The 19,263-nt window shown below is 58.3% G+C and carries 19 protein-coding genes; 15 read left to right on the top strand and 4 right to left on the bottom strand.

The features are described from left to right. Positions 1–56 precede the first annotated feature (56 nt). Positions 57–473: a YciI family protein gene (locus tag IB264_RS22060; RefSeq protein ID WP_057223472.1), complete on the top strand. Its 417-nt coding sequence runs from the start codon at positions 57–59 to the stop codon at positions 471–473. Positions 474–732: 259 nt separating this feature from the next. Here IB264_RS22060 and IB264_RS22065 read toward each other — a convergent pair whose 3' ends face one another. The 4 genes from IB264_RS22065 to IB264_RS22080 form a co-directional block, all read right to left on the bottom strand. After that, positions 733–1,080 (bottom strand): DUF3088 domain-containing protein, encoded by a 348-nt coding sequence (locus tag IB264_RS22065; RefSeq protein WP_025429770.1) that lies wholly within the window; start codon positions 1,078–1,080, stop codon positions 733–735. A gap of 162 nt (positions 1,081–1,242) precedes the next feature. Further along, positions 1,243–1,632, bottom strand: coding sequence for a thioesterase family protein (locus IB264_RS22070; protein ID WP_192434042.1), 390 nt, complete (start codon positions 1,630–1,632; stop codon positions 1,243–1,245). A gap of 38 nt (positions 1,633–1,670) precedes the next feature. Then, a complete protein-coding gene (locus IB264_RS22075; RefSeq protein ID WP_025429772.1) occupies positions 1,671–2,927 on the bottom strand; it encodes a glycerate kinase in 1,257 nt (418 codons plus the stop codon). A 305-nt stretch (positions 2,928–3,232) separates the two neighbouring features. Beyond that, positions 3,233–4,333, bottom strand: a complete 1,101-nt coding sequence (locus IB264_RS22080; RefSeq protein ID WP_244445441.1) for a LacI family DNA-binding transcriptional regulator — start codon at positions 4,331–4,333, stop codon at positions 3,233–3,235. A gap of 308 nt (positions 4,334–4,641) precedes the next feature. Here IB264_RS22080 and IB264_RS22085 point away from each other — a divergent pair, with 308 nt between their 5' ends. The 14 genes from IB264_RS22085 (at position 4,642) to IB264_RS22150 (ending at position 19,040) form a co-directional block, all read left to right on the top strand. After that, entirely contained in the window at positions 4,642–5,430 is a 789-nt protein-coding gene (locus tag IB264_RS22085) for a transporter substrate-binding domain-containing protein (protein ID WP_025429774.1), read from the top strand. Between the two features lie 64 nt (positions 5,431–5,494). After that, complete coding sequence (locus IB264_RS22090; RefSeq protein ID WP_025429775.1) at positions 5,495–6,217, top strand: ABC transporter permease subunit; 723 nt, start codon at positions 5,495–5,497, stop codon at positions 6,215–6,217. After that, the gene (locus IB264_RS22095) at positions 6,214–6,870 is read left to right on the top strand and encodes an amino acid ABC transporter permease (RefSeq protein ID WP_025429776.1); all 657 of its coding nucleotides are present in this window, start codon (positions 6,214–6,216) and stop codon (positions 6,868–6,870) included. The genes IB264_RS22090 and IB264_RS22095 overlap by 4 nt, the downstream gene beginning before the upstream one ends. Further along, positions 6,851–7,576, top strand: a complete 726-nt coding sequence (locus tag IB264_RS22100) for an amino acid ABC transporter ATP-binding protein (protein ID WP_025429777.1) — start codon at positions 6,851–6,853, stop codon at positions 7,574–7,576. The genes IB264_RS22095 and IB264_RS22100 overlap by 20 nt, the downstream gene beginning before the upstream one ends. Positions 7,577–7,710: 134 nt before the next feature. Further along, complete coding sequence (locus IB264_RS22105; protein ID WP_244445443.1) at positions 7,711–8,928, top strand: CaiB/BaiF CoA-transferase family protein; 1,218 nt, start codon at positions 7,711–7,713, stop codon at positions 8,926–8,928. After that, a complete protein-coding gene (locus IB264_RS22110) occupies positions 8,928–9,755 on the top strand; it encodes a 3-ketoacyl-ACP reductase (RefSeq protein ID WP_025429779.1) in 828 nt (275 codons plus the stop codon). The genes IB264_RS22105 and IB264_RS22110 overlap by 1 nt, the downstream gene beginning before the upstream one ends. A 50-nt stretch (positions 9,756–9,805) precedes the next feature. Next, positions 9,806–11,299 carry a sugar ABC transporter ATP-binding protein gene (locus IB264_RS22115; RefSeq protein ID WP_057223468.1) on the top strand — a complete coding sequence of 498 codons (1,494 nt, stop codon included), beginning with the start codon at positions 9,806–9,808 and terminating at the stop codon, positions 11,297–11,299. Positions 11,300–11,310: 11 nt separating this feature from the next. After that, on the top strand, positions 11,311–12,777 hold the full coding sequence (locus IB264_RS22120) for an aldehyde dehydrogenase family protein (RefSeq protein ID WP_057223466.1): 1,467 nt from the start codon (positions 11,311–11,313) through the stop codon (positions 12,775–12,777). Next, positions 12,774–13,625, top strand: coding sequence for a Cof-type HAD-IIB family hydrolase (locus IB264_RS22125; RefSeq protein WP_057223465.1), 852 nt, complete (start codon positions 12,774–12,776; stop codon positions 13,623–13,625). Before IB264_RS22120 ends, IB264_RS22125 begins: the two co-directional genes overlap by 4 nt. 1 nt (position 13,626) lies before the next feature. Further along, positions 13,627–14,607: an ABC transporter permease gene (locus tag IB264_RS22130; protein ID WP_244497423.1), complete on the top strand. Its 981-nt coding sequence runs from the start codon at positions 13,627–13,629 to the stop codon at positions 14,605–14,607. 62 nt (positions 14,608–14,669) lie between these two features. Beyond that, positions 14,670–15,620 (top strand): substrate-binding domain-containing protein, encoded by a 951-nt coding sequence (locus IB264_RS22135; RefSeq protein WP_038578009.1) that lies wholly within the window; start codon positions 14,670–14,672, stop codon positions 15,618–15,620. Positions 15,621–15,685: 65 nt separating this feature from the next. Then, entirely contained in the window at positions 15,686–16,651 is a 966-nt protein-coding gene (locus IB264_RS22140; protein WP_057223679.1) for a dihydrodipicolinate synthase family protein, read from the top strand. A 3-nt stretch (positions 16,652–16,654) separates the two neighbouring features. After that, positions 16,655–17,428 carry an enoyl-CoA hydratase-related protein gene (locus tag IB264_RS22145; RefSeq protein ID WP_057223462.1) on the top strand — a complete coding sequence of 258 codons (774 nt, stop codon included), beginning with the start codon at positions 16,655–16,657 and terminating at the stop codon, positions 17,426–17,428. 28 nt (positions 17,429–17,456) lie between these two features. Then, complete coding sequence (locus IB264_RS22150) at positions 17,457–19,040, top strand: GMC family oxidoreductase (protein WP_057223458.1); 1,584 nt, start codon at positions 17,457–17,459, stop codon at positions 19,038–19,040. Positions 19,041–19,263 lie beyond the last annotated feature (223 nt).

Below are 19,263 nucleotides of genomic sequence, written 5' to 3' on the forward strand. Positions count from 1 at the left end.
CAGGGCCACCCGCGATGACATGGTGTCACGCACGGACCGCCCGAATGGGGAGACCGATGAAGGTCATGGTGATTGGCAAGGCGACCATTGAGTCCGAAGCCGGCGTCATACCGTCCGCCGAGTTGATGGAAGCAATGGGCAAGTACAACGAGGAATTGATCAAAGCCGGCATCCTGCTGGCCGCCGAGGGCCTAAAACCGTCCTCGGCCGCGGTGCGCGTGCACTACGACGGCATCAACCGCACCGTCACCGACGGGCCTTTCGCCGAGACTAAGGAGTTGATCGCCGGCTTCATGCTGTGGCAGGTCCGCAGCATGGAAGAGGCCGTCGAATGGGTGAAGAAGTCCCCGATGCCGGGCGAGGTCGACATCCGACCGCTCTTCGAGATTGAGGACTTTGCTGAATGGGACACGAACGGCAAATTCGCTGCCGGGCTACAGACGCGACGCGACCAGGTCGCGGACAAGAGCTGAGCCTTCAGCATTGACCACTCAGAAGGGAGCTCGGAATGACCATCCATATTTACTGACTTTTGTGAATCCCCACAGACCCTAGTAAACGGAATAGCCGTTTAGTAGCTAACCAACTTTCATGTCTGCGGATTTGCCGGCGGCAAGGCAGAACCGCCGGAAGCCGAAGACCTTGATCAACACCGGGTTCGACCTCATTCGCCGAAAGCCCGAGTTCACCACGTCGACGATAGAATTGGGCATCAAACCTGAGCCCCACAGCCTATGGATGTGGATTGGGGAAGCCATGCCGTTCGGATAGGGCGGCAAGGATCTTGTCCTTTTCGGAAATGAACGCTCTTCCTTGAAAGACATCGGTTTGATGCTTCGATGTTTCGCCGTCCGCCAGCACAAGCAGCGGTAGGGACTGATTCATGTCTCCTACCAGAGCAACGACGGGCAATCGCGGACGAGGCCACGCAACCCGTTCAACATCGATCTTTCGCGCTAAATCAGGAAACGAGGCCAGGACTCCCTCCATGAGGGCACAATGCCAACAGTAAAATTGCTGGCCCGGATAGGCGGGATCTTCGAAACCTGGTCGAAGCAGAAACAGTCTGTCTTTTTCCACGAGTTCAACTTTCATTCAGACCGGGTCGGGGGTTGGTGTCATTTCGGCAGATACCTGAACCTACAGGACATCGCCGGATCACAGCTCATACTGCAATGGCGCGATGTGCGCGATCCTCGTGACGACCGTTTCTTCGCACCGGATAGGCTTGGGCAACGACCGCTAGGCCGCAACCTGCGAAGCGAGTGAGTTCCTCATCCAGTCAGGCCATGCACGAGGTCGATGATCTTCTTTGCTGACATGGACGAGGCTGACGCGCGCTGCGAACTTCGGTGCGTCGTCGATGGCGCCGGCGATCGAAAGATGGATACTCGACGTTCCGATCCGTTCAACCAGCAAATCGAATTGCAGTATCTCCCCCAGGCGACACGGCGCACGGAAATCGACCTGAAGCGAGGCCACCGGGATGGCGCTTTGCATCTCGACGTGGATTTTGGCGAAGTCAACGCCAACGACGCCGGCGAACCAATCTTCGACGGTGGCATTGATCATTTCAACATAGCGCGGGTAGAAAACGATCCCGGCCGGATCGCAGTGCTGGAAGCGGATCATTCTTGTCTTCGGAACATCGCTCTCTCCGTGGCGAACCGCTATGATATGAGAATCGCGCGGAAGTCGTTGACATTCGTGCCAGTCGGTCCGCACACGAAGAGATCACCGACCGCCGCGAAGGCGGACCAGGCGTCGTTCTTCATAAGGTGGTCGTCGGCGCGGACCCCATGGGACAGCATGCGATCAACGCACCTGCTGTCTGCAAAGGCGCCGGCATTATCCTCGCTTCCGTCGATGCCATCCGTGTCTGCGGCAAGCGCGTGGATGCGTTTAGTCCCCAGTATGTTCAGGGCGAAGGAGAGGAGAAATTCGGTGTTGCGCCCGCCCTTGCCGTTTCCCTTTACGGTCACTGTAGTCTCGCCTCCCGACAGCAGGACGACTGGGCGTTCGAACGGCCTGCCGTTGTGTTCGATCTCCCGCGCAATCGCGGCGTGGAAGGCGCCTGCCTCGCGAGCCTCTCCCTCAAGAGAGTCCGACAGTATTACTGCTCGTAAGCCCTTGCTTGCGGCGGCAGCGGCCGCCGCCTCCAACGATACCTTCGCCGATGCGACGACGTGCACTGAATTTCGCTCGAAAACCGGATCGGTCGGCTCCGGAGCCTGCCTTGCCGATTGCAGATGGCGGATAACGTTCTCTGGAAGATCGATCCTGTACCGATCAATCATGGCCATCGCGTCGCTCGAGTTCCCAGCACTCGGGATTGTTGGTCCGGAAGACACCAGAGAAGGATCGTCTCCAGGTATGTCGGAAACGATGAGCGTGACCACCTTCGCGGGATGCGCGGCGGCGGCCAGCCGACCACCTTTGATCCGCGAGAACTGCTTTCGGATCGCGTTCATGGCCGAGATGGGCGCCCCCGATTTCAGAAGAGCCTCGTTCAACGCAATTTCATCAGAGAGCTCGAATCCATCGGGCGGAGCCGGCAACAGAGCCGATCCTCCGCCGCACACGAGGGCGATGACAAGGTCGTCTGCGGTCAGGCCCCGAACCAGTTCGAGCAGCCGTTCGGACGCCCGCAATCCCGCGGCGTCGGGTACCGGGTGCGAAGCCTCTAACACCTCGATATGATCGCAAGCAACACCGTAGCCATACCGTGTCACCACTGCGCCCTCGAGCCTACCCGGCCAGATTTGTTCCAGGGTTCGGGCTAGCTGCGCGGAACCCTTTCCTGCGCCGACGACGATTGTTCGGCCCCGTGGAACTTCGGGCAGGAAAGGACGGAGGCAGTGGTTCGGATTGGCAGCTTCTACCGCTGCTTCGAAGAGGGTCACGAGAAGTGCTCTGTGGTCCTGCATTGCTTGACTTTCACGAAGTGGGTTAGGGGTTGTAGCCTGCGTACGTTTCAACGATGTCGGACTCGACCACGCCGGCTGCTGCGAGTGGAAGCGTCGCGAGCTCCGGCACGCCCGCGAGGGAGCTGCCTCGACGATCTGAAAGGCGCCAGGCTCATCGCCCCGGTGCCAAATCTGCCTTGTGAAGCCGATGCTATAGAGAGGGCACGCTCGGGCGCGCCCAGAGGGACCATTGGCTCGAAGTCGGCCTCGAAACACTTCTCCGTCAGGCGTCGAGAGATGACGAGGAACTGCACGATCGAACCGTCCTATCTGGCTATAGGGGCTGTGCTGGCACGAACTACTAGTCGAAGCGGAAGCTCGCGCTGGCGCATATGTTGGCGTTGGGCATCCGTGGCGAGCAGATAGTCTCCAGCCATCATACCCATTTCGCGGGCGGGCACTTCTACTGTAGTCAGATCTGGCGTAGTCAGTTCAGCGATCTCAAGATTGTCGAAGCCAAGCACCGAGATATCGGCTGGAACGGCGATGTTGTTTTCATGGCAGTACTTGATGACGCCGGCGGCGATGATGTCGCTTCCGCAGAAGACTGCGGTCGGCCGTTCGGGCCTTTCCATGAGGCGTTTCATGGCGTTGCGGCCACCCTCGATCTTGTAGGCGGACTCTAGAACCGGGGCGTCCGATTTCGCGATCCCCTGCTTTTCCAGTTCCGCGATGAAGCCGTCACGCCGCGCCGCCGCCCTGTCGTTGTTCTCCGTAATGCCGGCGATCATCGCAAGTTTCGTGTGACCGAGATCGAGGAGGTATCTGGCCGCCATCCGGCCCGCCTTTTCATTGTCAAATCCTACGGCGGCGCCTACGTCGGTGGAGGCAGATGTGTAGGTAAAGACGTAAGCAATTTTTCTCTGCTCCAGCAGTGCTATCGTCTCTTTGCGATGGATGGAACCGACCAGGATCATCGATTCAACACCACGCTCAACCAGCAAGCGCACTTGCTCCCACTCCATGTCGATGTCGTAGAAAGAAGTGCTGATTATTATAGACACGTCCTTCTCGGCCAGCCGAGCCTGCAGGCTGTTGACCATGGTCGCATAGATCGCGTGATCGAGCGTGGGGATCACCGCCCCGACAAGGCGCGACTTCATCGACCGCAATGCTCGGGCGGAGCCATTGGGAACATAGCCAAGGTCAGCTGCTGCTTTCAGAACCCGCTCGCGCACACCGAGGTTAACGGTAGGATTGTTGTTCAACACACGCGACACCGTTGCGGGCGAGCAACCTGCCCGTTTGGCCACGTCAACCAGTTTTGCGTCCAGCTCCAAGTGTGTCTCCTCATTGCGCATTTGAGAAATCGATTTATCGCAGCTTTGGCTCAGAGGTTCAACCGTCAAAATTTCGAGGGATGCCAAAATTTGTATCTTTTCGTGAGGAACCCAATGAATCGTTTGACCGAAAATGACCAATTTTGGAGGGAAGGGCCGTGCATTTGCGGGTTTTCTTTGCGCAATGTTAGGAAAATCGTTGACGGCTCCGGTCTTCAGAAGACGGCCGCTTCCAGCAAGTCATTTCAAAATTGGTCTTGACAGTGTCGATATGGATTGAGAAAACGATTTCACGAACGTCGTTGAGGAGCGCGTTCATAATCCAGATCACGCTTTGTCGTCCGCCGATCATGGCGGGCCGATCGTGTCGTTTTTTCGAAGCTCGGGAGAGGCTTATGAAGGGTATTTCCAAATTTATCGCAGCAACCGTGTTTGCCTGCGCAGCCGCGGCGTGTGCGCATGCACAGTCGGTCAACGAGATCATATCAAGCGGCAAGGTCCGCATCGGCGTCAATGCGGGTGCTCCGCCGTTCAGCATGATTGACGGCAGCGGTGCGACCGTTGGCTACGACGTCGATGCGGCCAATCTCATTGCGAAGCATCTTGGAGTGAAGGCGGAGATCGTTCCGTTCACCACGGCTGCGCGCATTCCGGCGCTGGAAGCAAACAAGGTCGACATTGTTGTCGCCACACTGTCACCAACCCCGGCTCGTGCCCAGACCGTGATGTTCACGATGCCCTATAGCACCTTCCAACTCGTCATTTTGGGCGCGAAGGACGCCACTTTCGCAAAGCTCGAAGATCTCGCCGACAAGAAGATCGGCGTCTCCCGCGGCACGCCGCAGGAGGCTGCCCTCGACAAAATGGCGCCTGAGGGGGCTGTCGTTACGCGCTTTGAAGACGACTCAACGACGATGCAAGCTCTCATCTCTCAGCAGGTTGACGCCATCGCCATTCCGGAAACCGTGTATGGCGAACTGAAGAAGGCGCGCCCAGACATTGCGTTTGATCCGAAATTCACCCTGTTTAATCAGTACATGTCGATTGCCGTACGTAAGGACGCTTTCGAACTTCGCCAATGGCTAAATACGACGCTCTCCTTCATCAAACAGAGCGGTGAGCTCGACGACATCTCGGTCAAATGGACCGGAAAGAAGCTACCGCCGACCATGCCCGTCTTCTGACAATCGAGGCGAGCGGCGATTGATAAACGCGTCGCTCTGCCGCCCGTTTCGGTGGAGGCTTGCTTTGTTCTTCGATCTTCAATTCGCTCCCGTCCTGGTGAGTATGCCCGCGCTAATCGAGGGTATGCTGCTGACCATCGAGCTTTCGATATCCGCAATTATCTGCGGAAGCGCGCTCGGACTGCTCGTGGCGCTCCTTCGCCACCTGGCGCCGCCCTCACTGCGCTGGCCGATGACGGTTTATGTGGAACTGATCCGAAACACCCCGTTTTTGATCCAGCTCTATATCATCTTCTTCGGTCTGCCGGCTTATGGCGTCAAGGTCACTGCCATAGAGGCAGGTCTGATCGCGATGACTATCAATCTCGGCGCCTATACCTCGGAAATCTTTCGCGCCGGGATCGACTCAATTCATCGATCGCAGATCGAGGCCGGTCATGCCCTGGCGCTGACGCGGCTGCAAATCTTTCGGCACATCATCCTGAAGCCCGCCATACAGAAGGTCTGGCCGTCACTCGTCAGTCAGTTCGTCCTCATGATGCTTACATCGAGCGTGTGTTCCTTCATTTCGGTCGAGGAACTCAGCGGTGCTGCAAGTACCATTCAATCGGCGACCTTCCGAAGCTTCGAAACCTACATGGTTGCTGGCGTGCTCTATCTAGCATTGGCCATCGTCCTGAAGTTCGGCCTCTTCGCTCTGGGCTCGTTCTTCTTTGGCAGGAAGGCGGCTAGAGCGCGCTCTTTCGGCCCGACAACGCTGGCGATCGCCAAGGAGGTCAAGCCATGATCCGTGATTTCGGCATACAGGAGATCTACATCCTTCTCGTGGCCGCGCGCTGGACGATCCTTCTCACTGTTTCGGCGAGTTTGATCGGCGGCGTCGTCGGACTGGCGATTGCTCTTGCGCGGGTCTCGGGTTTCAAATGGTTGCGCGCCTTGGCGACGGGATGCATCGCGATCGTCCAGGGTATCCCGGCTCTCATCCTGCTGTTTCTGTCCTATTACGGACTGTCGAAAGCCGGATACGACCTCCGACCGATGGTGGCCGCCTCGATTTCGCTGGCTGTATACGCCAGCGGCTATCTCGCTGACATCTGGCGCGGCGCAATTCAATCGGTGCCTAAACAGCAATGGGAGGCATCGACCTCGCTCGCTTTGACGAGGGCCCAGCAATACCGCTACATCATCCTGCCGCAGTCCATGCGCATCGCGCTGCCTCCGACCGTCGGCTTTCTGGTCCAGCTCGTCAAGAATACGTCCATCGTATCCATCGTCGGCGTCGTCGAGCTCGCGCGTGCCGCTCAACTCATCAACAACGCCACGTTCCAACCCTTTCGCGTGTTCATCGCGGTCGGCGTGATCTACTTCGTGATCTGCTACCCGCTTTCGATCGCGAGCAAACGCTTCGAGGTGAAATTCAATGCCTATCGTGCGAGTTGAGAACCTGAGGAAAAGCTTCGGTGCTCTTGAGGTACTGAAGGGTGTATCACTCAAGGTCCATAGGGGGCAGGTGGTCGCTTTGCTTGGGCGAAGCGGTTCTGGAAAGAGTACGTTGCTTCGCTGCCTCAATGGGCTGGAAAAGGTGAACGGCGGGACGATCGAAATTGCCGGCCATGGCATGAGTTACGGCGCGAATGCATTGCGTGAACTGCGCAAGGACGTGGGCATCGTGTTTCAAAGTTTCAATCTCTTCCCGCATCTATCAGTTCTCGACAATGTCATGTTGGCGCCGCGCTTGAGCAAGAAGATCAGCAAGGCTCAAGCAAAGCAAACAGCCTTGGAAATGCTTTCGAAGGTGGGGCTGCATGAAAGGGCTGCCTCTTATCCGGATCAGCTATCCGGTGGGCAACAGCAGCGGGTCGCGATCGCGCGTTCTCTTGCCATGAACCCGAAGGTGATGCTCTTCGACGAGGTCACCTCGGCGCTCGATCCCGAGCTGACGAACGAAGTCCTCGTCGTCATGGAAAAGCTTGCGGCCGACGGTATGACGATGATCCTTGTCACCCATGAAATGGAGTTCGCGCGGAAGGTCGCCACGACCACCGTCTTCATGCACCAGGGTCTCATTCACGAGTCAGGTCCCTCCAGGGAAATCTTTGCGAGCCCGCAGACGAACGAGTTTCGTCAGTTTCTGGGTGCCGCGTAGACATTCTGCGAAAACGTTTTACGTAGTTCAACGGCGGTGAAATCGGTCTTTCTTTGCCAATCCATAGACCTAAGCTTGACTGGATTGTGAAATCATGAGAAATCGTTTTCTTAGAAAGTGCATGGGAGGTTCGCATGCTGTTAAATGGAATTAAGGTTGTAAGTTTCTGCCACTTCCTGCAAGGCCCGGCAGCCGACCAGTATCTTGCCGACATGGGAGCCGACGTAATCAAGGTCGAGCCCCTGACCGGTGCTTACGAGCGTCAGTGGTCCGGTGCCAACGTGTACGTGGAGGGCGTCAGCGGCTTCTACCTCTGTGCAAATAGAAACAAGCGTTCCATCGCCATCGACCTTAAAAGTCCCGAGGGCACGGACGTTGCCAGGAGGCTCATAGCTGAGGCGGACGTCGTGCTGGAGAATTTTCGCCCCGGCGTGTTTGCTCGCCTCGGCTTCGATGACGCCGCGCTAGCGCGCATCAATCCGACGCTTATCTTCGCCTCTGCGAGCGGATTCGGATCGAGCGGGCCGATGGCGAACAAGCCTGGTCAGGATCTTCTGGTCCAGGCGCGTTCGGGTCTTATAAGCGTGACGGGCAGCAGGGAATCGGGTCCCACGCCTGTAGGTGCTGCAGTCGTCGACCAGCATGGCGGCGCGCTTCTTGCGATGGGAATTCTGGGGGCTCTCGTCAGGAAGATCAGGGAGGGCAAGGGTACTCGCGTTGAGGGTAGTCTACTTAACGCAGGTATCGACCTTCAAGGCGAGCCGCTTGTAAACTGGTTCGCCGGTAATATCGACCGCACTGCCCTGCATCGCGAAAAGAACCTTGCAACCTGGTTCCATCAAGCACCCTACGGGGTCTATCCGACCTCCGATGGTCATGTTGTCGTGTCGCTATGCGAAACTGCAAACTTGGCGGACGCGGTCAACAGTGACGCGCTTCGGGCTCTGGTATCCAACGATCGCTACGAGGATCGCGACGCCTTCGCCCGTGCACTGGCCGAGGCGACCGCCAACTTCACGATGGCCGAACTCGAGGAGCGCTTCGACGCCAAGAACGTCTGGTGGGCGCCGATCAAGTACTACGACGAGCTGCTGGACGACCCGCAGATCGTCCATTCGCAGGTCTTCCGAGAAGTAAATGTGCGCGGCAGGAAGATTCGGCTGGTCAACCACCCGAACAGATATGACGGCAAGGTGCCGGATCTGCGAGTGCTGGCCCTCGAGATTGGCGAACACACAAATGAAATTCTCGTCGAGCACGGCTACTCGCAGCCCGAGATTGATGCGCTTATCGCTTCGAAAGCGGTAGTGGCCTCTCGAGACGTCGAACTAAAGACGAAGGGAGCGGCGTGATGAAGGGGCATAGCGCAGGCGAGAGCGGTTTTGCGTCGGGGGGAGTTACGTCCGGTACGGATCGCGGCGTTGCAATCGTCACGGGGGCAAGGCGTGGCATTGGCCGCGCAATCTGCCTCGAGTTGGCGGCGGCCGGATTCGACATCGCAGTTGCAGACGTTATGTCGGACGAGGGCGGCGCGGAGACTGTAAGACTGGTCGGCGAACGCGGACGAAAAGCGAGCTTCTATCAGTTAGACATCTCGAAGACCGCCCACTATGCGGACTTTCTTTCCCGCGTCGAGGGGCAGCTCGGTACGGTGAACTGCCTGGTCAACAACGCTGGTGTTCAGGTGTCCGAACGAGGCGATCTGCTCGACGTCTCCGAGGAGAGCTTCGACAGACTGCTGGACATCAACCTTAGAGGTACGTTCTTTATGACTCAGGCGGTAGCCCGCCGGATGGTCGAACGAACGGCTACTCCGCACGACCGGTCGATCGTCTTCATCACTTCGGCCAACGCGCATCTCGTCTCCCCGGAAAAGGGGCCCTACTGCATATCGAAGGCGGGGCTATCCATGGCGTCGCAGCAGTTCGCACTGCGCTTGGCCGAACATCAGATCAACGTCTACGAGATCCGCCCCGGCCTGATCAGGACCGACATGACCGTGGACGTGGTGGAACGCTACACCGCTGGCATCGAGGACGGGACCCTCTCGGCGATCCGACGCTGGGGCCAGCCGGAAGATATAGCGCGCGGCATCGCGACGCTGGTAACCGGCGGCATCCCCTTCAGCACAGGCGACGTCTACAACATCGGTGGAGGAATGCAGGTTCCGAGGCTTTAGTTTCTGGAGCCTTGAGAAAACGATTTCACAGTATTTATGGGAGGCATGCAATGACGGCTCCGATCCTGGAGATGAAGGGGATCCATAAGAGGTTTCCTGGCGTCTACGCGCTGAAGAATGTCAGTTTCTCAGTTGCGAAGGGAAGCGTGCACGGCCTGGTCGGGGAAAACGGCGCGGGCAAGTCGACGCTGATGCGGATTCTTTCCGGCGCACATGAGGCAACGGAAGGGAAGGTCGCTGTCGACGGAATTGATGTCGAGAATCCGAACCCCGAAAAGATGCTCGCACTCGGGATCGCAGTCATCTATCAGGAACTCGCTCAGGCACCCCATCTCACCGTCGCGGAGAACATCTATCTCGGGCGTCTTCCGAAAACTCGGCTCGGAACGGTCGACTGGCGCAAGGCACGCGCCGACGCTGGCGTGATCTTGCAGAAACTCAATTTCAATGTGGATCCAGCTGCCCGCATCGGTCGCCTGAGCGTCGCGCAGAGGCAGATGGTCGAGATCGCGAAGGCGATATCGAGGGATGTGAGGGTGATCGTTCTCGATGAACCCTCGGCCGTCCTCGGCGACAGCGAACTGCATAACCTCTTCGAGATGATACGTACTCTCAGCAGAGATCAGGGCGTATCCTTCGTCTACATCTCGCACCGTCTGAAGGAACTCTATGAGATCTGCCAGGAGGTGACCGTGCTCCGGGACGGTCAGATAATCTCCACTGCGCCGATACTGGGAACGACCACCGCAGATCTCATCAGACAGATGGTGGGCCGCGAGATGAGCGACATCTTTCCAGAACGGTTGGAGCCCAAAGAGGATATCCGGCTTTCGGTATCCAATTTGAACCGCGTTGGTGTCCTGAAGGATATCTCGTTTGACGTCCGTCGTGGCGAGATTTTTGGAATCTGCGGGCTTGCGGGCTCCGGCCGTACCGAAGTGCTTAGAGCGATCGCTGGCGCGGATCGAGTCGACAGCGGCGAAATCAGGATCGACGGCAGGAAGCTCGACGTAAAAAATCCCCGTTTGGCGCTTTCGAACGGGATCGGGCTTCTCCCGGAGGATCGCAAGACGGAGGGGCTGTTCCTCGATCAGTCGGTCGCGTTCAACGTGACAATATCCGCTCTAGGCGGGCTGAAGTCGGGCGGCTTGCTAAGCGCGTCGAAAGAGCGGGACAAGGTAGCAAGCTACATCAAGCAGATGCGGATCAAGACACCGTCTAGCTCGACGCGCGTTCGCACTCTGTCCGGGGGAAACCAGCAGAAATGCGGAATCGCTCGGCAGCTTAACGCCGGCACAAGCATCTTGCTCATCGATGAGCCGACGCGTGGCGTCGACGTGGCCGCTAAGCGCGAAATCTACGATCTGCTGGTGCAGCTAACCTCGACGCTCGGTGCGAGCGTCGTGATGGTTTCATCAGAGCTGCCCGAGGTGCTCGGGATGTGCGACCGCATCATGGTCATGAGGCAAGGAACGGTTTCCGCGATCGTCGACGGACAGGTTGCCACCGAAGAGACGCTCATGTCGCACGCCGTATGGAATTAGGGAGATTGGAAATGTCCACACGCCAATACACACATTTTATCAATGGTCGTTTCGATGGCGATGCCGCTTCGTACGTTGACCGCAAGTCGCCAGCCAGCGGCGAGCTGGTAGCGCGTTTCGCCACCGGCGACGTCGCCGATATGGATCGCGCAGTCGCAGCGGCACGTGCCGCTTTCGATCATGGCCCTTGGCCCCGAATGAGCGGCATGGAACGGGCGGAAGTCCTCAACAAGTTCGCCGATCTTATCCGGAAAAACTTCGACAGGCTTGTCCGCATCGAGGTCGAGGAGGTCGGCAAACCCATACGGTTCGCTCGGGGCGACATCGAAGGCAGCGTTGGTTTGATCCGCTATGCCGCATCGCTGGCGATGCAAATGTCTGGATCCACCTACACGAATCTGGGCGCGAACAAGACGGCGTTGTTGATGCGCGAACCGGTCGGCGTCGTCGCCCTCATTACGCCTTGGAACTTCCCGGCTCTTATCCTGATGCAAAAGGTCCCGTTTGCGCTCGCTGCCGGTTGCGCAGTCGTCGTAAAGCCATCGGAGTTCACGTCGGGGAGCGCTTTCGAGCTCGCGGCCCTTGCGGCCGAGGCAGGCGTGCCCAACGGCGTCTTCAATGTCGTCAGCGGAAAGGGCTCCGTGATCGGGCAGTCGCTTGCGGAACATCCAGGCGTCGACTTCATCTCCTTCACTGGCTCCACTCGGATCGGTCAGAACGTAATCGAGGCTTCGGCCAAGAACATCGTGAAGACGTCGCTCGAACTGGGCGGCAAGTCCGCCAACATCGTGTTCGCGGATGCCGATCTCGATGCGGCTGTCGATGGCGCTCTCATGGGCGTCTTTTTCAACAACGGCGAGTGCTGCGTCTCGGGCTCCCGCCTCTTCGTCCAATCTTCGATCGCGGAGGAATTCGTGCGGCGGGTCAGCGAGAGCGCGGCGCTCCTGAAAGTTGGGAATCCGTTCGACGAAGACACGGATATCGGCGCGATGATCGACAGCAAACACATGTCGACCGTCATGGGCTTTGTCGAGTCAGGCGTGAGCGAAGGCGCGAAGCTGCTCACTGGTGGTAGCGCGGTGGAGAACAGTGCGGGCAACTTCGTACAGCCCACGGTGTTTGATCACGTCACACCACAGATGACGATCTTCAAGGAGGAGATATTTGGTCCGGTTCTTAGTGTTACGCGCTTCGAAACGCTCGACGAGGTCGTCGCACTGGCAAACGACAGCATCTACGGCCTCTCCAATTATGTCTGGTCCAAAAATATCGACACGGTGATGACCGTCGCGAGCCGCCTGAAAAGTGGCTGGGTGCAGGCCAACACGGTTATCGATGGGGCTCCGCAACTTCCCTTGGCTGGTGTCAAGGGATCGGGCTTTGGCTACGAAATGGGCCAGGCAGGCTTCGAGGAATTCACGCAAATCAAGACCCTGTTCATCCACACGGGTTCCCGTCAGCCGGTGTTTGCAAAATGAGCTCGACCTCTTCCATCGCTCTCCTTGTCTCAGACGTCGATCGCACGCTGCTGACGCACGATTACGTCCTGCCAGAGCAGGTCGTGAACGCGATTGCGCGAGCCAAGGAGCGGGGAATTCAAGTCGTGCTGGCATCAGCACGTTCTCCCGAGGCGCTACGTCCCTACGCCGAGCGTCTCGGGCTTGCCGACCTTGTGGCCTGTTTCAATGGCGGCTGGATCGGCAGCCTGCGGTCCGGCGTCGCAATCTCTTCGACGACAATCGATCGAAATCACGCCTTGTCAGCAATGCGAATGGCGACCGAGCTCGGACTGAACGCTCTTTGGTATGGCTCCGACCGCGTCTATGCCCTGGAACGCAACTCGATCGTAGACCACGAGGTCAAGATCACCAGCGAAAGCCTGAGCGTGGTGGATCGGTTCGAGGATCTTCCTGGTCGTCCGGGAAAGATCATGTGCGTTCGCGGCGACCAGAACGATGCCGTCGCTTTCGACACGCTGCAGATGAGGTTCTCCAAAACTCTCTCGCTGGTCAGATCACATTGGCGGCTTCTCGAGATCAATCCGCCAAGCGTTTCGAAACGCGCAGCGATCGAACTCCTGTCCACGCACCTTGGCGTCTGCCAGGAACGCTGTGCAGCCGCGGGAGACGCCGACAACGACGTCGAGATGTTGCGCTGGGCAAAGATCGCGCTGACCGTCGGCAATGCAATCGATGAGATCAAGAGCTTTGCGGCCTTCATAGGCCCATCCTGTGACGAGGGCGGGATGGCCGTCGCCGTCGACTGGCTCGCCTACCGGCTCCATGAGCCATCAAATGAAAACAAGGGAGGAGAGAGGAATGGCTAACATGGCAACTAGAGAAGCGACACTTGAGAGCTCGCTCACTGCTCGGACCTGGTCGGTCGCGCAAAGCCTTGGCCTCTTCTGGGTTCTCGTCGCGCTCTGCGCGGTGGCGATCTATCTTTCGCCGAGCTTCCTGCAGATCGGAAACCTGATGAACGTCGGGCGACAGATCGCCCTGTTCGGTATCGTCAGCATCGGAATGACGTTCGTCATCCTTACACGCGGCATCGACCTCTCGGTCGGGTCGATCGTGGGGGTCGTCGCGGTTTCAAGCGCGATGCTTCTGTCATCAGGGACCGCAATTCCGGTCGTCATTTTTCTGGCACTCCTCATGGGGGCCGCACTTGGTGCTTTGAATGGCCTCGGCGTCGTGTTCTGCCAGATGCCGCCGTTTATTATGACGCTGGGCACCCTGGTAATGGGTCGCGGGATCGCGATGACCATCGCGAACGGCGAGCCGCAAACCCTCGGCGAGGCCACCGACGCCTTCTATTTCCTGGGCGGCGGCTTCCTTCTGGGCGTACCAGTCCCGATTTGGATTTTCGCAGGCGTCGCCCTGATCGCGTTCGTCGTTCTTCGATCGACTTCTTTCGGGAGGCAAGTCTATGCTGTCGGTTCCAACGCCGAAGCCGCGCGCCTTGCAGGCATCAAGGTTGGCGCCGTCCTCATGTCCGTCTACGTGGTCTCGGGTGTTCTCGCCTCCCTCACGGCGCTCATCACGATATCGCGCCTGACTGTTGGAGAGCCGACCGCGGGCACCAATCTCGAGCTCGAGGCGATCGCTATCGTGGTGATCGGCGGCACGAGTCTGTTTGGCGGCGAAGGCACGGTCATCGGTACGGTCATCGGCGCTGCAATCATCGCAGTTATCGCAAACATCCTTAACCTGCTGGGTATCTCGCCCTTTACGCAGCAGATCGTAAAGGGCGCCATCATCATCGCTGCCGTCATGTTTGAGGTCTATCGCCACCGCCAGCGGGTCTGAATGCCGTCGCGCCATAGTGGCGCGCGGATGCTTGCAACTGTTCATCATTGGGAGGAGTGATCATGAATACGAACCGTAGACAGTTTCTGACGATTTCCGCAGCACTGGCTGCCGCAGGCACGATAGGTTTGCCGCTGCGCGGCGCCCTTGCAGCCGAAAAGATCAAGATTGGTTTCAGTCAAGGCACGATGAACCATCCTTGGCGCATCGCCATGGTCGAGGTAAACGAGAAGTACGCCACCGAGCATTACCCTGATCTCGATATCATCGTGACCGACGGCAACAACGACGCCGCCAAGCAGGTCGCCGATGTGGAAAGTCTCCTGACCCAGGGCATCAAGGTGCTCGTCATTTCCCCGCTCACCGAACAGGCTTTGACGCCGGTTGTGAAGGATGCAATGGCGCAGGGCATCCCCGTCCTGACGCTCGACCGCAAGGTCAACACTGAGGTCAATTGCCACCTTGGCGGTCTCAATTTGCCGCTTGGCGAGGGAGCCGGGAAGTTCCTGATCAACGCTCTTCCAAACGGCGGCAACATCATCGAGCTCCAGGGTACGGCAGGCGCTTCGGCCACCAATGACCGGCACAAGGGGTTTGAGAATGCGATCTCGGGCATTTCTGCGTTCAAAGTCGTGGCCAACCAGAACTGCGACTACACGCGCGACAAGGCCGTGAAGTTCATGGAAGACATGCTGCAGCGCTTTAAGCCGGGCGAAATTCAGGCTGTGTACGCTCACAACGACGAGATGGCCCTGGGCGCGATCCAGGTGATGGAAGCAGCAGGCCGCCTCGAAGGCGTGAAGGTAATCGGCATGGACGGCCAGAACACGGCGTTCCAAGCCATCAAGGACGGCAAGATGTCGGCTTGCTTCATCTATCCCTTCTGCGCTCCGGAAGGCATTCAGACGGCGTACAAAATGGCCAAGGGCGAGGCCGTCGACAAGGAAATCACTCTGCCCACCGTCCAGGTTTCTAGCGACAACGTCGACCAGTTCCTCGGCAAGGGCATCTAAAGCACGCCAGCGAAGGGCCGCGTCGCGAGAGGATGCGGCCCCATCTCGAACAGAAGGAAGAAGCGATGGCATCCGTTCGCCACTACGACAACCCTCAAGGGGTCATCCCCGCTGTCCTCATGCCGTTCAACGCCGACCTCGAGGTCAACGAGAAGGCATATCGCAATCATCTCGCTGATGTCGGTAGCGTCGAAGGCATCAGCGCGATAACCATAAACGGTCATGCGGCCGAAGTCGCGTCGCTAACACTGGACGAACAGTACCGCGCGATTGCCGTGACCAAGGAGGTTCTGGACGAGCGCGTTCCGACCATCGTCGCCGTGTACACGAATTCTAGCCTGGAGGCGGCGCGCATTGCCCGCAGGGCGCAGGATGAGGGTTCCAATGCGCTGCTGGTCTTCCCGCCGGAGGTCATGGTCCTTGGTGGACACATGCGTCCGGAAATGGCCTACGAGCACTATAAGCGGATTACCGACGCGTCGGATCTGCCGATCATTCACTACCAGTTCCCCCTCAACTCGAACCTCGCCATACCGCTGCCAACCCTGCTGGAGCTTTGCTCCCGCTTCCCGTCTATCAAGGCGATCAAAGACAACTGTGGTGACGGCAATCTTCATGAACGCCAGATCCGCGAACTCAAGGCTCTAGACCGTCCGGTCAAAACGCTGACGACGCACAGCTCCTGGCTTCTCGGTTCCCTGGCTCTAGGTTGCGATGGCCTGCTATCAGGCGCAGGCTCCGTGATCGCCAACCTTCAGGTCGCACTCTTCCGCGCAGTGCAGGCCGGCGACCTCAATGCGGCGAAGGCAATAAATGACAAAATATATCCGACGGTCAGGGCATTCTATGATCACCCGCTTCTCGACATGCACAATCGCATGAAAGAGGCTCTTGTTATTCTCGGCCGCTGGGACGAGGCCAATGTACGTCCGCCGCTCGTCAAGCCGACAATCACCGAGATCGAGAAGATCAGGCGTTGCCTGGCGCAGGCGGGCCTGACAGCGGAGACCCTCTACGGGAAGGTGTCCTAATCGATGACCGCACTCGTGCTGAAAAACCGCCCGTCGCCCGGCGTGTTGCACCTAACGCTAAACCGTCCGGAAAAGCTGAACGCCTTGTCGAAGGAACTCCTGGGAGAACTTGTCGGTCTCTTGCGCGACGCGAAAGCGGATGACGGCGTCGGCTGTGTTGTTCTCACAGGCAGCGGACGTGCTTTTTCGGCCGGTGCGGACATTTCCGACATGTTGGAACGAGGGGTCGCCTCCTACTCAGACCCCGACAGGCTGGCCCTCTGGCAAGAGGTTCAGGATTTTCCGAAGCCAATCATCGCCGCGGTGAACGGCTTTGCATTGGGAGGCGGCCTGGAGCTCGCGCTGCTTTGCGACATAATCATCGCTGCCGAAACGGCAAAGTTTGCCACGCCTGAAATCAACATCGGCTCGTTTCCCGGTGATGGCGGCACGCAAAGACTGCCGCGACTGGTCGGACGTAGCTTCGCCATGCAGATGGTCCTCACCGGGCAGTTGGTCGATGCTTCACTTGCGGAACGGAAGGGCCTCGTTAGCGAAGTCGTGTCTGCCGATGACTTGCAGAGCCGAACCATCGAAATTGCATCGGCGATTGCAGCGCAGTCCACCGCGATCACACCCTATGCTAAGCGCGCGGTCAGGGCAGCCGATGAACATTCCCTCGCTGAAGGGCTGCGCGTCGAGCACGAACTGACCGTCGAGGCTTTCAATACAGAAGACAGAATAGAAGGCCTTCGTGCCTTTGCTGAGAAACGCAAGCCGAAGTTCCAAGGCCGATAATGAGGTCTCTGAGGGGCCGGGAGGAAGCATGCCAGACTTTGATTACATCGTGACAGGTGCCGGATCGGCAGGCTGTGTGATTGCAAATCGCCTGAGCGAGGACCCATCCGTCAAGGTTCTTCTGCTCGAGGCGGGTAGCCGCGACTGGAACCCAATGATTCACATTCCGGGAGGAATCGGCAAACTGTTCGGTCCTGGAGTGAACTGGCGCTTCAAGACAATTCCTCAGCAGAACCTCGACAATCGTGAGATTTGGTACCCGCAAGGAAAGACGCTCGGCGGTTCGAGTTCGATCAACGCAATGATCTACATACGAGGTCAGCGCGAGGACTACGACAACTGGGCTGCCCTCGGAAATGAAGGTTGGAGCTACGAGGACGTCTTGCCGTATTTCCGCAAGTCGGAGGACAACGACCGTCTCGTAAACAAGTATCATGGCGAAGGGGGGCCGCTCTGGGTCTCGGACCAGGTCAGCCCCCACGAGCTTTCCAGGGCATTTGTCCGCGCGTGCCAGTCTTGGGGTTTGCCATACAACCCAGATTTCAATGGCGAGACGCAGTACGGCGCCGGCCTTTATCAGGTGACCTGCCGCGATGGGCGCCGCCGGAGTTCGGCGGTTTCCTATCTGCGTCCCGTGCGGTCGCGGAAGAACCTGACGGTCATGACTGGCTCAAGAGCCATTCGTCTTCTTCTCGAAGGGGACGCGGTTGTCGGCGTGGAGGTTGCGCAGGGACGCTCCTTAGGGAAGATCCGTTGCACTCGTGAAGTCATCGTCACAAGTGGCGCGATCAATTCTCCGCGCCTGCTGATGCTTTCTGGCATAGGTGACGCTGATGAGCTTCGGAAGGTCGGCATCGACCCGAAGGTCGATCTCAAGGGTGTTGGTAAGAACCTTCAGGACCATCTCTGCTCGAACATTCATCTGACCCTGAAAGAACCGATCAGCTACGATGGTCAGGATCGTTTTCCGCACGCGATTCGACATGGATTGCAATGGCTGCTCTACCGCAATGGCCCCGCTGCATCGGTAATCGTTGAAGGTGGTGGATTTGCCTCCAGCGAAAACAACGGTCGTCCCGATATGCAGATTCATATAGCGCCTGCGATGGTGGTCCGCGGCGGCCAGACGAGGCTCGACGGACACGGGTTCACCGTCAACACGACGTTCCTACGGCCGAGGAGTCTTGGCACCATTGCTCTTCGTTCAAGCAATGCAGCGGATGAACCGCTTATCGACCCCAATTATCATGCCGAGGAGCACGACCGCAGCATGTCGCTGACGTCGATCGAAACGACGCGCGAGATCCTGTCTCAACCCGCGATCGCCAAGTACATTCAGATTGAGCGGTTGCCGGGACCCGACGCAAAGTCCAAACAGGACATCATGGCCTACGTTCGACAGTACGCCTGCTGTGACTATCACCCCGTCGGCACGTGCAAGATGGGCATTGACGAAGATGCAGTCGTTGACCCGCAACTCCGCGTGAGAGGAGTGAGAGGGCTGCGCGTGGCGGACTCATCCATTATGCCCGTGCTCCTTAGCGGCAACACGAACGCACCCAGCATGATGATCGGTGAGAAAGCCGCCGACATGATCAAGCACGGTGTGTGACCTGAGACCCATCTTCCCTCCAGTTTTCAGGAGAGTCTTGGGGTTTTTGCTCTGAGCCCAAACCTTGGATCGCCGGGGATTAGAGTTTCCGGGCTTTTGCTCTGAGCCCAAACCTTGGATCGCCGGGGATTAGAGTTTCCGGGCTTTTGCTCTGAGCCCAAACCTTGGATCGCCGGGGATTAGAGTTTCCGGGCTTTCATCACGATGACGGGCTGGTGGCGCC

Source organism: Ensifer sp. ENS11 (assembly GCF_014851895.1).
Taxonomy (GTDB): Bacteria; Pseudomonadota; Alphaproteobacteria; order Rhizobiales; family Rhizobiaceae; genus Ensifer; species Ensifer canadensis.